Origin of the sequence: Actinomadura rubrobrunea NBRC 15275, from assembly GCF_001552235.1 — a bacterium.
Classification (GTDB): Bacteria; Actinomycetota; Actinomycetes; order Streptosporangiales; family Streptosporangiaceae; genus Spirillospora; species Spirillospora viridilutea.
This window is the reverse complement of record NZ_BCQU01000016.1, coordinates 1-13766: the sequence shown is the minus strand read 5'-3', so window position 1 is coordinate 13766 and position 13766 is coordinate 1. Positions and strand designations below refer to the sequence as shown.

Genomic DNA, 13766 nt, shown 5'->3' with positions numbered 1-13766 from the left:
ACCGTGCGGCGGCGCCGCGCGCGGGCGAGGACCTCGCGCTGAGCGTCGTCGTGCTCACCATGGGCAATCGGCCCGCGGAACTCGCCCGCGCGGTGCGCAGCGCCCTCGAGCAGGAGCACGTGGACGTCGAGGTCGTCCTCGTCGGGAACGGGGTGCCGGGGGACTGGCGGCCCGGGGACGACGAGATCTTCGACGACAAGCGCGTGGTGATCCTGCGGCTGCCCACCAACGTGGGCATCCCGGCGGGGCGCAACCGCGGCGTCGAGGCGGCGAGCGGCGACGTGATCCTCTTCCTGGACGACGACGGCTGGTACCGTTCGCCGCGCCTCGGCGCGCACGTGCGGGACCGCTTCGCCGCCGAGCCCGACCTCGGCATCATCTCGTTCCGGGTGCGCGACCCCGAGGGCGGCCGCGGCGAGCGGCGCCACGTGCCCCGGCTGCGCGCGGGCGACCCGGAGCGGTCCTCGGAGGTCACCACGTTCCTGGGCGGCGCCTGCGCGATCCGCCGCGCCGCGTTCGACGCCGGGGGCGGGCTGCCGGAGGACTTCTTCTACGCCCACGAGGAGACCGACCTGGCCTGGCAGGTCCTCAACGCCGGCTACCGCATCGTCTACGACGCGTCGGCGGTGATGTACCACCCGGCGGTGCTGCCGACCCGGCACGCCATGTTCTACCGGTACAACGCCCGCAACCGCGTCTGGCTGGCCCGCCGCAACCTGCCGTGGCCGCTGGCCCTGACGTACCTGGCCGTGTGGGTCGGTCTGACGGTGCTGCGCGAGCGCAAGCCGAGCGCGCTCAAGCCGTGGTTCAAGGGGTTCGCGGAGGGCTGGCGCAAGCCCGCGGGGCCGCGCCGTCCCATCTCCTGGCGCACCGCGTGGCGCATGACCCTCAAGGGCCGCCCGCCGATCATCTGACCCGGCCCCGCTACCGGAGCGTGGCCCAGGCGTTGAGCCGGGTCTCCTTCACCTCGACGCCGACGCGCTCGTAGCCGTCCGGACCGGAGCGGCCGCGCATGTGCCGAATGACGCTGTCATACACGTACGACGACACGATCAGCCCGAGGTCGGCGGTCGGGGAGGCGGCCATCCGCTTCTTGAAGGCGGGCGCGTCCAGCAGCCGCGCGGCCCGGATGATGCAGCTGCCCGACACCCCGTGGGGGTCGCTGGTCACGGGCCCGATGTCGCACGCCACCCGCAGGCGGATCGTCAGCGCGGCGCCCGCCGCCCGGTTGTGGCGGCGCAGGCCCGCGCGCAGCCGGTCCGGCAACGGGTCGATGAGGAGCCGCGGCGCCACGTGCGGCGGCACGACGATCAGCGCGCCGTCGCCGCGGTCCTCGCGGTGGCAGGCCGCCCAGGGGATGCCCGACCTGTCGAACGCCTCGGCGAGGATCGCGTAGAGCGCGCGGCGCACCTCCAGCCGGTCCTCGTCGGTGCGCCGGGGATCGCTGAACCCCACGACGTCGGCGAAGACGATCGAGCAGGTCTGCCCCGACCATGAGGGCTCCGGTGGGGACGGGCCGATGGGGCGGCGCCACGTCGGCCCGCCGGGGACATGGGTGAGCCGGTCGTAGACCTGGTGCTCCAGCACGGCGACCACGCGCGGATGCCGCTGCAGGAAGGCGTTGAACGCCGCGGCGGGGGCGACCAGCGCGCGCACCTCGGTCAGCGCGGTCACCGTGGCCGACCGCTGGCGGACGAGGAAGATGGCGCGCTCGCCGATGATGTCGCCGGGCCCGCGCAGGGCGATCTCCTCGTCGTCGCCGTCCCCCCGGGTCACCTTGGTCAGCCCTTCCCGGATCACCAGCACCCGGTCGGCGGGCTGGTTCTTGCGGAACAGGACGCTGCCCTTGGGGAAGGTCTCCAGGCTCATCAGCTCGGTGAGGGCGTCCTGTTCCTCGCGGGTGAGCGCATTCCAGAACGTGTGGTGCGGGACGAGATTGAGCGGGGACCGCCGCGGCTGCCGCCCCTCGCCCGGACGGGCCGTGGCGGACGTCTCCGTCTTCTCACCGGTCAAAGCTTGGCGCCGCGGACGGTCCTCGATCGCGTCCGCGCCGACGTCCTGTGCCGCGGTCACCTGGCCCGTCATCGATGCCGCCGGCTGCCGGGGCGCGCCCCGCCGCAGCGTCAGCGGCAGGAAGAACGCGGCGGCGCACGCCTCGATCAGCGCCCGCACCTCGTCGACCGTCTCGGCCGTCTCGATGCCTCGGCGGACCAAGTTGACCAGCATGATCGTGAACCCGGTGACGGGGACGCCGAGCACGACCACCACGAGGAGGGACAACACCCGCGCCTGCGCAAGGGCCGCGGTCTCGCCGGCGGCGCCGCTGATCAGCAGGGCCAAGGCGGCCACCGGCGTGACGGCCGCGTTCAGCCGTGCGAACAGGCCGCGCCGATTCCGCGTGTCGGGCTCCCTGTCATCGGGACGCCCGGTCCCCCGTCCTTCGACCCGTCGCCGTGAGGGCGTCGATCGGCGACCCATACACCCATCCCTCCTTGCGTTCCGGTGAGCCGGCTCCCCCGGGGCCGGTCACCTGTCCGTGGTCGTCGCGGGATGCCGCGGCGGGGTCCGTCCTCTCTGAGAGTAGAACGATGCGCATACGATGTACATAAATGTGATGCACATCGTACGCGTTTGGTTCGAGAACGATATGAGTAGATGAGGCGTCTTGTGGGTATGCTCTGGGTTGCGACGTTGACCGGTATGCGGCAGAGGCTCATACTTGCCGCATATGCCGCCTCGGTGGCACGCGACGTCAGGGAGGGTCGATGGCGGAACGGCGGGTGCCGGCACGCGGGACGTCGCCGGGCAAGCGATCCGACGAGCGCCGTCGGCCGTGGTCGTCGGTTCACGACACTCAGAGGCGGACAGGCGCCTCGGCTAAGGGAGACCCTCGATGAGCAAGGCGGACGCGGCCGTGACCGGCCGCTCTCACGACGGCGCCGCGTACGGCGACGCGCCCGGCACCAAGGAGCGCGTCACCGTCAACCTGACCGGCAAGGGGGCGGCGGCGCTCGCCGAGTTGGGCCGGACGGGGGACTCGAAGACCGACATCATCAACCGGGCGCTGAGCATCTACGAGTACTTCGAGCGCATCATCCGCGAAGGGGGCGCGGTGTACGTGCGCGAACGCGGCTCCGAGGAGTTCATACGCGTTCAGTTCCTATGACCCGGCGCGCGCGAGCGGGAACGGCCGCGGCGCGGGAAGGCGAGGCGGATCAGGATGCGCTGGAGGCCGAAGGCCGGTCGAAGCCGATCCAGTTCGTGCACCCGTTGGTCGCTCTGCGTCGGCGCGGGGCGGGGGCCGCCGGTTCCCCCTCCAACCGCACCGATGGACGCGGAAGTTCCCGCGGAGGAGACAGGCGGGTGTCGCGTTGGAACAGTTCGCCCGCCGGGTAGCCGGGGATGGCGGTGGAGTGCCGCAGCCGGCGAAAGCCCTGTCGGAGGTAGTAGCGGTGCAGGGCGTAGTTGTCGGCCCACACGTCGATCCGGATCCAGCGGGCGCCGTACTCGGTTCGGGCCCGCCACCCGGCCCAGTCCAGCAGCCACGCGCCCAGCCCCAGTCCCGCGTACCGGCGGTCGACCACGAGTCGATGCAGGTAGACGGCCGGCTCCGCGCGTTCGTCCGGTGTCCACAGCGCCTCGTCCGGAGTGGTGGTGACCGTCACGGTGGCGGCGGGAACCGTTCCGTGCCACAGAATCCATGTCTCGCCGCGTGCCAGGGCGGTGCGGATGCGGCGGTCGCGGTCGCGACGGGTGGGCCATGGTCGGTTCCACTGGGTGGTGCCCTTGGTGCGCAGCCATGCAGCTGCGCTTTCGATCAGTTCGATGATGGTGTGAAGGTCGTCGGGGGAGGCTGGACGAAGTCGGAAACTGTGTCCCACGTTCGGTCCTGTTCGCGACGCCGAGGCGAGTGGGCTCATCGACCACTCTGTTGACTTGCCCTTTTTGCCCGATGTAACCAAAGTCGGTCATTACCGTAACTCACGGACAGGGCGTGAACGAAGGGCTGGGCGTCGCCATGCCCGGTGGACGGCACGTGCCCGGCTGCGATCTGCGGCATCGTCCCAGGCGAACCGGCCGAAAGAGGTCAGAAGGACTGAAAGTTTCCGCGCCACATTCGATATATCAAATATGAAATGCGACACCGCCGTGCCCCTCATCGGGGAAGGACACGGCGGTGTCAGGCGTGCATGCCGTTTCCCCGTCGGCGCGGTGGACGGGAAACGGGTGAAGCGCAGTGCCGGCTCAACAGTAGGCCGCGCGCACCCGAGCGTCGAAGCCCTCGGGGTCCTCGAAGTGGTCGCGGAACTTGCGGCGCGGGCCGGTGGCGTCGGCGGCCACACGGCGCGCCAGCTCCTGGGGGTCCAGCAGCACATCGACCCCCACGTAGCGCGGGTCGGCCAACTGGGTGCGCACCCCCTGGCGTCCGCTCACGAACCGGCCCACGCGCCAGCCGGTCTCCTCGTCCCACACCAGGCCGAACGTCTCGTCCCGCAGGCGGCACACGATCGTGGCGTCGCGCGGGCCGGACGGGTCGAGCCAGGCCGCAACCGGCTCGATGCCCTGCTCGGGCAGTTCCAGCACCGCGCGGGAGATATACGGCCTGAACAGGTCGAGTCGTGGGTCCTCGTGGCGAAGTGGTAGGGCCTTCTCGGACATCGGCTCTCCATCTAGTCGGAGGCGGCCCGTCGCGGGCCGCCTGTCGGTTGTGAAACACGGAAGACGCGCAACGGCTGCCTCCCTTTTCCCGCGGAGCCGCGCCCGAACGCAACGAGGACGGCAGGTGCGGGTGTGCGGGATCGCCGCTCACCGTCAAACGACGACCGAGAACGTCCTCGACCGGGATCGTTCGTTTCGTGGCCCCCCAGGACGTTGATTTGTTCGTTCATCCCCGCCGTCCGTCGTCGACAAGCGGAAGTTTCGCTTCAATGACGAACTCATTCCGATCCGTGGGGTAAACGGTGATCGTGTAACGACATGGACGGCCGTCGACGTCATAGGCCGTCCGTCGGTGTTCGACGATCTGAACGCTGCCTTCCGGGGGCAGGTCGAAGAACTTGGTCTCGTTCTCGTCCGGTGGCCGAACGCGCAGCACGTCCTTGTAGGCGGCCTGCCGGATGCCCAGCTTTTCCTCCAGGTAGGACATCGCCCCCTCTTCGATGTCCTTGGGCCTCATCAGCTCGGTGGCGCCGCGCTCGACGAACTCGAACGGGTAGTAGGAGGTCTGCATGGACCAGGGGATGCTGTTGCCGTCTTTGTCGGAGATGTAGCGTCGCTGGTGGCGGCCGACCAGATCCCCGCCTTCGGGGATGTCCAGGGCCTCGCCCTTGAGCTTGTCCGCCTGCTGGATCTCCACGACCGGTGGCGAAGTGGCCGCCTTGCGTTCCTGCTTCCTGGCCTCGCGGACCCACGCCTTGCCCTCGCCGCCGCTGAAGCCGGTGTCCTCCTCGGGGGTGAGGGTGATCCGGAAGATCTCCGGCGGCTGCACCACGAACGTGCCCCGCCCCGGCCTGGTCTCCAGCAGGCGCAAGGCCTTCAGCCTGGTGATCGCATCCCGGATGGTGTTGCGGGCCGCGCCGTACTCCGCCGCCAGCTCCTTTTCGGTCTTGAGCTGCTGCCCGGGACGGAGGTGCCCCTCCCGGATCTTCTCGCGCAGGTCGGCAGCGATCTCCTCATACCGGGGAGTCGGCACAGCACCCTCCCTCCTAGGTCATCCCCATCATCCCAATGTCTGGGGTGAAAGGGATGAGCCCTTCCATGCTAACAAGGGGGCTCATCCAGACGCAGCCCCCATGATCAAACGTTTATGTCCAGAGTGTCCCGGTTATACCAAAGGTTGGGATGACTGGTATGAGTCCCTCAGGTGGTCTAAGCCCCCTCAATGGGGTGCGTCACCTGACCTAATCCATCCCATCGTTCGATGGTCACGTGAGACCGCTCGGGAGGTGTCCACAGGTTTCCGGATCGTCTCGCCGTCACCGGCTCATCGCCCTGGAGCCGCTCGGAGGGACGTCAACGATGAGAGGAAGACCACCGCATGATCGGCACCTGGATCGCCTGCTCGTCACTCGCCGCCTTCGGGCTGTATCTCGCCCTGTGTGCGGCGTTCGGACTGCACAGCCGTCGCGCCAACTTCGACCGCCCGGTTCCGCCCGGCCGGGCAGACACCCCGCCCGCCGTCCGTCCCGGAATGGAGTCCCTCCTCCGGCAGGTGGCGGGTCTCTACGTGTATCGCTCCTCCGGACGGTGACCTCCGTGCGTCAAACCATCGTGAGGCATGGCCGCACCGCCGACCCGGCCGCCGCCCCGCCGCCGGCGGCGTCGGCAGGCGGACGCGGCGTGAGAGCAAAGGAAGTCACGTGAAGCCCCCGGTGATCACTCACACCGATCTGAGCGCGGAAGAGCCGACCGGGCGCGCCGACCCGGTGATAACCGCCGAGCGCGAGTCCGGTGCCGCCTCCGCGCCGGACCAGGACCGACCGCACAAGGACATGGGGGACGACGGCTCGTCCCCCGACGTCTGAGAGACCGACGGCGATGAGGGACGCACCCCCTCCCGTCAACCGACCGACCACCCCACCGCACATGCCATGGCCGCGTCGCAGGCGGGACATCCGGTGCCCGCCGCGACCGGCCTATTCGCGTCGGTCGAACGCGCCCCAGGCCGTCACAGCATGAGGCCGGGGAGCACGCGGACGCGGTAGCGGCTGACCGCTTTGTCGAAACGGGTGGTGCCGACTCGGAACTACTTGCCGGTGGAAGCAGCATTTGACCACTATGCGGCGTTTGCAACGTTTCGCGTCTAGGAAGGCAGAGCCTGCCGCGGCTGTCCTGGGAGGCTCGGGTGACGTGCAGGTCAGGAGCGGAGATCACCTCGTGGCGCCGACGCGGCTGGCTCCGGAAACGGCGGGCGGCGTAGCCCTCGCCCCGCCGGCGGGGACATCCTGACGGGTGCGTGAACGCCTGCCGCCTGGATTGCGGTCTTGATATTGATCACGAACCTCGACCGCACGCTGAACATTGGGCATCTCTATTTGGCGCCGGCTTGCCAGGAAGTCGGCGTATCCAACGCCATGCCGAGTCACCGGCGAGGCTGTCAGGCAAGCAGGCGGCAACTTCACCAGGTCGCCAAGTGTGACGCCCAGCGTGGCAGTAGACCACCGGCACAAGGTGCTGCCTGACACGCAGAATGGTCCACGGTCCAGTCGGACCGTCTCCACTTCCATGCGGTGCGGCCCCTTCATCCGTGACACGCACACAGGTCATGACAAGCCCGCCCCACGGAATCAGTTCGTCGTGTGGCACCGCTATCAGGCCGATCCAGCGGCGCGCATGCCGGGTGCGCGCATGTACCCCCTGCTCCTCGGAAGTGCGGCGCAGGTCGCCGAAGCCGTTGATGTCGACGGCGATGAGCATGCAGTGGAACCAGTCCTCGCCATGTGACCAGAGGGTGAGGTGGACGTCGGTCCCTTCGCGCAGAGCAGCCTGAAACGTACCGGTATACCCATATCGATATCAACTCATGCACATATCAACCTTTCTGAGTTAGTAAGTTCGGGGTGTTTGAACCATCCCCAATGGGGATTGTTAAGACGGTAAGCTTCTATCACAAGATGGGTCAGTGTGACGTTTGGGAAGGCTGTAGTGATTGATCCACCGATGTACCAGCGGATCGCGCAGGACCTTCGGCGGCGTATCGCTGCGGGAGAACTGCCCCCCGGCTCCCAGCTGCCGACCGAACCGGAGCTGCGCCAGAAGTACAGCGCCTCGCGCAACACCGTCCGCGACGCGATCAAGGTGCTGATCCGGGACGGGCTGGTGATCGCTCAGGCCGGCCGCGGCACCTTCGTGTCGAACGAGATCGACCCCTTTGTCACCACGCTCACCAACGAACCCAGGACGGACTTCGGCGGCGGTGAGGGCGTGGCGTACATGTCCGAAGTCCGCATGCGCAAGCGCGAACCCAGCTACTCCCAGCCCCAGGTCGAGATTCAGAACGCCACCGCGCTGATCGCTGAGCGGCTGCGTGTAGAAGAGGGAACGAAGGTCGTCAGCCGCCACCAGAGGCGGTTCATCGACGACAAGCCCTACTCGCTCCAGACCTCCTGGTACCCGTTCCGCCTCGTGGAACGGGGTGCGGTCAAGCTGCTGCAGGCCATCGACGTGCAGCCGGGGGTTGTCGCCTACCTTGAGGAGACGCTGGGCATCGTGCAGGTCGGCTACCAGGACCTCATTTGGGTGCGGCCGCCCGACGACTTCGAGAGCGCCTTCTTTGAGCTCACGCGGGGCAGCGGCGTCGCGATGTGCGAGATCGCTCGGACCGCCTTCGACGCCGAGGGGCAGCCGTTCCGGCTCACCATCACCGTCTATCCCACCGACCGCAATCGCTTCCTGATCAACGTCGGGGACGTGCCGAAGGACGCGATGACCTTGACCGACGACACCGACTGAGCCCCAAGGGCTTGCCAACGCGAGGGACCCTGTTTGAGAAGCCCACGGCCGGTGATCATTCTTGGCGTCGCACTGTCGCGGAGACGCCGTGATCCATCACGGTGGCTTCGTCCTTTGTGAGGGCGTCGCGCCAGTCGGGGCTGGTGGTGAGGACCGTCAGGCGCTGGGTGGCGCGGGAGACGGCGACATAGAGGACGCGCAGGCCGCGGGGCGACTGGGCGGCGACCGTCTCCGGGGCGACGATCACGGCGGCGTCGAACTCCAGGCCCTTGGCCTCCAGCACGTCGAGCACCTGGACGCGTTCGGGGAACCCGGCGGCCAGGCGGTCGCGGTCGGCGGCGTTCCACGACGCGGCGCCGTCGGACGGAACGTCGTCGGGCAGGGCGGCGAGCGGGAGGGCGGTCTGGCCGCCCGGGTCGCTGTCGGCCGGGGCGAGCTCGCGCGGGACGATCACGCCGATCGTGCCTTCCACCTGGGTGAGCAGCTCCTCCGTGGCGGCGCGGGCGGACGGCAGCAGGTCCGGGCCGGGGACGACGCGGATGACCGGTTCGATGCCGGAGGTGCGGACAGCCCGGGCCGGGCGGGCCTCGGGCAGCGCCATCGCCAGCACCCGGGACGCCACCGCGGCGATCTCGGTGGAGTTGCGGTAGTTGGTGGTCAGCTCGTACTCGTAAAGGGCGCGGACGGCGGGCTTGCGCGGGCGGCGGGAGCGGGACGGGCGGGCGGCGCGCCGGGACGCGGGCTTGTTGAGGCCCAGCGCGGCGTCCATCGCCTTGCGGGCGGCGTCCAGGTCCTCCCAGGCGCTCTGCGCCGGGTCCTCGACGATCGTCCAGCTCGCGTGGCGGCCGCGGCGGCCGAGCATGCGCCACTGCATGGGCGACAGGTCCTGCGCCTCGTCCACCACGATGTGGGCGTATTCGGGGCGCTCCTCGACGACCTCGTCGTCGACCCGGCGGGCCCGCTCCAGCCGTTCGATGGACGTGGTGAGCTCCCGGATCTCCGGCTCCCAGTGCTCGTCGGCCGCCTCCTCGCCGGTGAGGATGTCGACGCCGTCGACGATGAACGGGTCGTCCTCGGCGGCGCGGCGCCGCGGCGACGGGCGGGGCGGGGAGCCGAGCAGCGCGTCGATCTCGTCCAGCAGCGCGATGTCCTGGTAGGTCAGCACGGGCTCGGCGTCGTCGCGCAGCGACGCCGCCCAGGACGCGGCCAGCCGGGCGACGGCGTCGCGGTCCAGGTCGCGGCCGGCGGCGCGGCGCAGCCGTTCCGGGTCGGCGAGGGAGCGCAGCACGTCCAGCGGGCGCCGCAGCGGCCACCAGGCGACCAGGAACCGGGTGAACTCCGGCTGCTCGCGGACGCGGGCGTCGAACTCCTCCCGGCGGGCGTCGCCCCCGCGCGAGCGGGCGCGGGGCCGGGGCCGGGCGTCGTCCTCGTCCAGCGGGGCGAGGCCGTCGGCCGCCAGCAGCGCGTTCCACAGGCCGGCGTCGGCCTGGTCGGCCTGGGCGGCGGCCTCGGGGCCGCCGACGTCGGTGAAGCGTTCCCACAGCGCGTCCAGCAGCGCCTCGGCGGCGCGGGCGCGGGCACCGTTGATCGAGCCGCGGCTGCGCCGGTGCAGGTCGGCGCGCAGCCGGTCGAGCCGGGCCCGGTCCAGGCGGACGACCACGCCCTTGTACGCGACGCGCAGCTCGTCCGGCGCGCCGGGCGGGTGGTCGGTGACGGCGCGGCGCAGCACCCGCGCCATGACCTCCGAGCCCTTGATCCGGGCCAGGTCCGGGGTGTCGTGGGTGCGGGCCGACACCCCGTCCACCAGGTCGCCCAGGGACCGCAGCGCCGCCGACTCCTCCCCGAGGGACGGCAGGACGCGTTCGATGTAGGAGGTGAAGCGCCGGTTGGGGCCCACCACCAGCACGCCGCGCGACCCGAACCGCCGCCGGTGCCGGAACAGCAGGTAGGCCACGCGGTGCAGGGCGACGGCGGTCTTGCCGGTGCCGGGGGCGCCGCGCACCAGCACGATGCCGTCGGCGGGCGCGCGGATCACCTCGTCCTGCTCACGCTGGATGGTGGCCACGATGTCGCGCATGGCGCCCTCGCGGGTGCGCGCGAGGGAGGCCAGGAAGGCGCCGTCGCCGACCACCGCCATGTCGCCCGCGGCGGACGGGTCGAGCAGGTCGTCCTCCAGGTCGACCACCGTGTGGCCGCGCGAGTGCAGGACGCGGCGGCGCACCACGCCGCGCGGGTCCTCGGGGGTGGCGCGGTAGAAGTCCTCGGCGGCGGGCGCCCGCCAGTCGATGACCAGCGGGTCATGGTCGCGGGTGCGGACGCCGATGCGGCCGATGTAGCGGACCTCCCCGCCGGCCAGGTCGAGGCGCCCGAACACCAGGCCGTCGTCGGCGACGTCGAGGGCCTGGGCGCGCAGCGCCGCCTGATGCACCATCGCGTCCCGGTCGACCAGCGCCCCCTGGGTGCCCACCAGCGCCTGCCGGTAGCCCTCGCGCAATAGCGCCTTGGCGTCCTCGCGCATCTCCTCGAGCCGCGCGTAGGCCACGTCCACGAACCGCTGCTCGGCGGCGATCTCCTGGTCCTTGACCGTCTCCGTGGTCTCGGCGGACCCATCCGTCACCGGGGACGACATTCGGGCTGCTCCCTCGCGACCTGCGCTGACCTGCTGTTCCTCAGTGGTGGTGTCCGTCCCCTGAAGGGGGCGAAAGAGACAGCTTATGCGGTCGCCGGGCGGCGTCGCCCTAGCCCGCCGACACCCTGCCGGTCTCCACCGCGGCCTTGACGCCCTCCAGGGTCCGCCGCATGCCCCGCCGGTTCACCTCGGCGCGCCGCTCGGCGGGGACGCCGGTGAACACCCTGCCCAGCAGGGACACCAACGCGGCCCCCCGTGTGTCGCGGCGCAGATCATGCCAGTACTCGGTGAGGCGCGTGGTGTTCGGACCCACCCCCTCGATCCGGTAGCCCCACACCGCGACCGGCATCCCGAAGCTCGACACCCGGAACGCGAACACCTCGCCCGGGACGGCCGCGGTGACCTCGCAGGTGGTGAACCACACCCGGGCGCCGATCCGGTTGAAGCCGACGAACCGGGTCCCCACGTCGACGGGCCCGCGCACCCACACCGAGAACAGCTCCGGGCTCCAGTCGGTCATCCGCCGCAGGTCGGTCACCGCCGCGTACACCGCGGCGGGAGCGGCGTCGATCAGCACGCTCTCCTCGGCCACCCACTCGCGTTCCATGCCCCGATGATCCCGCACCCGGTGACCCGCCGGTCAGGGCGGGGGCGGCGGCCCGGGGCCGGTCAGCGCAGGTGGGCGAAGTGCGCCCGCCAGGCGGCGTACCATTCGGCGAACCAGGGGTCGCCTTCGGCCAGCGGGATGATGTAGGTGCAGGTCTCGGCGTAGTAGCGGCGCTGGAAGTCGGGCGGCATCCGGTCCAGGGTCTGCGCGTTGCTGATCCGGTCGGCCAGCTTCACCATGATCGCCTCGGGCGGGGCGTCGCGCAGGCGGCGCAGGTAGGCGGTCTTGGCGGCGCGTTTGGCCTTGCGGTTCGCCGTCGGGGAGGACGGCTTGGTCAGCCACTCCACCAGCTCGGCCACCCACGGGCCGAACGCCGACTCCACGTCGCGGACGGTGGCGGCGGTGTCCTCCACCACGTCGTGCAGCAGCGCGGCGGTCAGGACGGGGACGTCGGTCACGCCGCGGCCGCGGGCCAGGACCTCGACGGCCTCCAGCAGGTGCTCCAGGTAGGGGGCGCCGGTGGGACGGGTCTGGTCGCCGTGCCAGCGGCGGGCGGCGTCCGCGGCCTCGTCCAGGGCGGCCAGGTCCGAGGGGCCGATGCCGGACGCGGCCAGGGCCGTGCGAGCCTGGTCCCACGTCCGCCATGTGGTGAACAGTTCCACCGGAACCTCCGATCTGGGCTCTCCCTGTCGCGCGCAGGGCTCGGTACACGGCATGGTGGGAAGACGGTCCCCAGCACAGTACGTGACGACGAAGGGAGGCGGCACGGCGTGGGCGGCAGGCGGTTGGGCGGACGCCGGCGGGCCGCTGCCGGCGTCGTCTCCGCCGTGCTGGCCGTGACCGTCTCGGGGGTGCTGGTCGTCCGGGCCGTCACGCGCGCCGAGTGGTGGCAGGTGCGGCACACCGTCACCACCGTGCCCGTCGCGCCGCAGGCGGACGTCGGCCCTCCGCCCGGGCCGCTGGTGACGAGCTGGCAGCGCTCGGCGCCGGTGCACCGGGGGGCGCTGGCCGGATACAACAGCGTGGCGTTCGACGTGGCGCAAGGGCAGGCGGTGGTGGCCTCGGGAAGCGGCCTGGAGGTGCGCGACGCCCGCACCGGCGGCCGCCGCTGGAGCTACCACCGCACGGGCTGGACGATGCTCGGCTGGGCCGCCACCCGATCCCGGCTGATCGGCTACTTCGAACGCGACGGCGACCGCGGCGAGCGGATGATGGTCGGCTTCGACGCGCTGTCGGGCGCCGAGCTGTGGCGGCGGACCGACGAGCTGCCCGCCGCCGTCGCCCGCACCACACTGCGGTGGCCCGCGGGCTCGGACGCGGTGCTCACCACCGGCGGCGACCGCCGCGTGCTGTACGGGCGGTCGGCGGCCGACGGCGCCCGGCTGTGGACGCTGCGCCTGCCGGCGGGCTGCCGGCTGTTCGACGGCGCCGCGCACGCCTCCGGCGCGGTGGAGACGACGGCGGTGTTCGCGCTGGACTGCGCGGGCGGCCCGAGCCGCCTGCTGGCGGTCCGACCGGACACCGGGGCCGTGCGCTGGTCGCACCGCCTGGGCTCGGCCGAGGCCCCGGAGGTGACCGTGCTGGACGGCGTCACGCTCGCCGAGGACGGCACGGCCCTGCGCGCCTACCGCGACAACGGCGAACCGCTGGCCGAATGGGCCGGCGAGAACGTGTGCGGCGACGCGATCTGCCCGGCCGTGGTCGCCGAGGGGCGTCTGGTCGTCGTGTACCGCCCGAACGGCGCGCGCGGCGGCGACCGGCGGCTGGAGGCGGTCGACGCGTCGACCGGGCGGGTGGCCTGGCGGCGCGACGCCCCCGCGTACGCGGCGATGACCGCGGCGGGCGGCCGGATCTACGCCCTGCGGCCCCGGCTGTCGGCGGCGCTGCTGCCCGCCGGGGTGGACGTCTTCGCCCCCGACGACGGCGCCGCCCGCACGGTCGCGGCGCCGTTCGCCATGGACCCGGAACTGGACGGGGCGCGGCCCTGGCTGGCGGCGGCGGGCGGGCTGCTGTACGCGGCGGTGCCGACCGCGGCGCCGCGGCCCGGCGGGGCGGCCCGGCTGGTGGCGCTGTGCGGCG

13 protein-coding genes are annotated in these 13766 nt (G+C 71.5%); 6 read left to right on the top strand and 7 right to left on the bottom strand.

Features of this window, described 5'->3' with window-relative positions; all coding sequences use genetic code 11:
• The first annotated feature begins 59 nt into the window (after positions 1-59).
• On the top strand, positions 60-914 hold the full coding sequence (locus AR3_RS07050) for a glycosyltransferase family 2 protein (RefSeq protein WP_067910488.1): 855 nt from the start codon (positions 60-62) through the stop codon (positions 912-914).
• 10 nt (positions 915-924) lie between these two features.
• Here the strand turns inward: AR3_RS07050 and AR3_RS07045 are convergent, their stop codons facing one another.
• Positions 925-2349 carry a cyclic nucleotide-binding domain-containing protein gene (locus AR3_RS07045; RefSeq protein WP_067910305.1) on the bottom strand — a complete coding sequence of 475 codons (1425 nt, stop codon included), beginning with the start codon at positions 2347-2349 and terminating at the stop codon, positions 925-927.
• Between the two features lie 544 nt (positions 2350-2893).
• Here AR3_RS07045 and AR3_RS07040 point away from each other — a divergent pair.
• Complete coding sequence (locus tag AR3_RS07040; RefSeq protein WP_217998482.1) at positions 2894-3166, top strand: hypothetical protein; 273 nt, start codon at positions 2894-2896, stop codon at positions 3164-3166.
• A 49-nt stretch (positions 3167-3215) separates the two neighbouring features.
• Here AR3_RS07040 and AR3_RS29385 read toward each other — a convergent pair whose 3' ends face one another.
• From AR3_RS29385 to AR3_RS07025, 3 genes are all read right to left on the bottom strand, one after another.
• Positions 3216-3881, bottom strand: coding sequence for a GNAT family N-acetyltransferase (locus AR3_RS29385; RefSeq protein ID WP_169803793.1), 666 nt, complete (start codon positions 3879-3881; stop codon positions 3216-3218).
• Between the two features lie 364 nt (positions 3882-4245).
• Complete coding sequence (locus AR3_RS07030) at positions 4246-4659, bottom strand: DUF6292 family protein (protein WP_146150294.1); 414 nt, start codon at positions 4657-4659, stop codon at positions 4246-4248.
• Between the two features lie 226 nt (positions 4660-4885).
• Positions 4886-5692: a GntR family transcriptional regulator gene (locus AR3_RS07025; protein ID WP_067910297.1), complete on the bottom strand. Its 807-nt coding sequence runs from the start codon at positions 5690-5692 to the stop codon at positions 4886-4888.
• Positions 5693-6037: 345 nt separating this feature from the next.
• Between AR3_RS07025 and AR3_RS07020 the strand changes: the two genes are divergently transcribed.
• The 3 genes from AR3_RS07020 (at position 6038) to AR3_RS07015 (ending at position 8451) form a co-directional block, all read left to right on the top strand.
• Entirely contained in the window at positions 6038-6250 is a 213-nt protein-coding gene (locus AR3_RS07020; protein WP_067910294.1) for a hypothetical protein, read from the top strand.
• Positions 6251-6359: 109 nt separating this feature from the next.
• The gene (locus AR3_RS30350) at positions 6360-6524 is read left to right on the top strand and encodes a hypothetical protein (protein WP_157406634.1); all 165 of its coding nucleotides are present in this window, start codon (positions 6360-6362) and stop codon (positions 6522-6524) included.
• Positions 6525-7659: 1135 nt separating this feature from the next.
• Positions 7660-8451 (top strand): GntR family transcriptional regulator, encoded by a 792-nt coding sequence (locus AR3_RS07015; RefSeq protein WP_067910291.1) that lies wholly within the window; start codon positions 7660-7662, stop codon positions 8449-8451.
• A gap of 55 nt (positions 8452-8506) precedes the next feature.
• On the opposite strand, the gene AR3_RS07010 is transcribed toward AR3_RS07015, so the two are convergent.
• The 3 genes from AR3_RS07010 to AR3_RS07000 all read right to left on the bottom strand — a co-directional run bounded on the left by AR3_RS07010 (position 8507) and on the right by AR3_RS07000 (position 12349).
• On the bottom strand, positions 8507-11068 hold the full coding sequence (locus AR3_RS07010; RefSeq protein ID WP_227023197.1) for a HelD family protein: 2562 nt from the start codon (positions 11066-11068) through the stop codon (positions 8507-8509).
• A gap of 121 nt (positions 11069-11189) precedes the next feature.
• Entirely contained in the window at positions 11190-11687 is a 498-nt protein-coding gene (locus AR3_RS07005; RefSeq protein WP_067910285.1) for an SRPBCC family protein, read from the bottom strand.
• A 62-nt stretch (positions 11688-11749) separates the two neighbouring features.
• Positions 11750-12349 (bottom strand): HD domain-containing protein, encoded by a 600-nt coding sequence (locus AR3_RS07000; protein ID WP_083951025.1) that lies wholly within the window; start codon positions 12347-12349, stop codon positions 11750-11752.
• Positions 12350-12457: 108 nt separating this feature from the next.
• Between AR3_RS07000 and AR3_RS06995 the strand changes: the two genes are divergently transcribed.
• Positions 12458-13766: BamB-related PQQ repeat family beta-propellar protein (locus tag AR3_RS06995; RefSeq protein WP_157406632.1), on the top strand; the 1309-nt coding region annotated here is incomplete at its 3' end.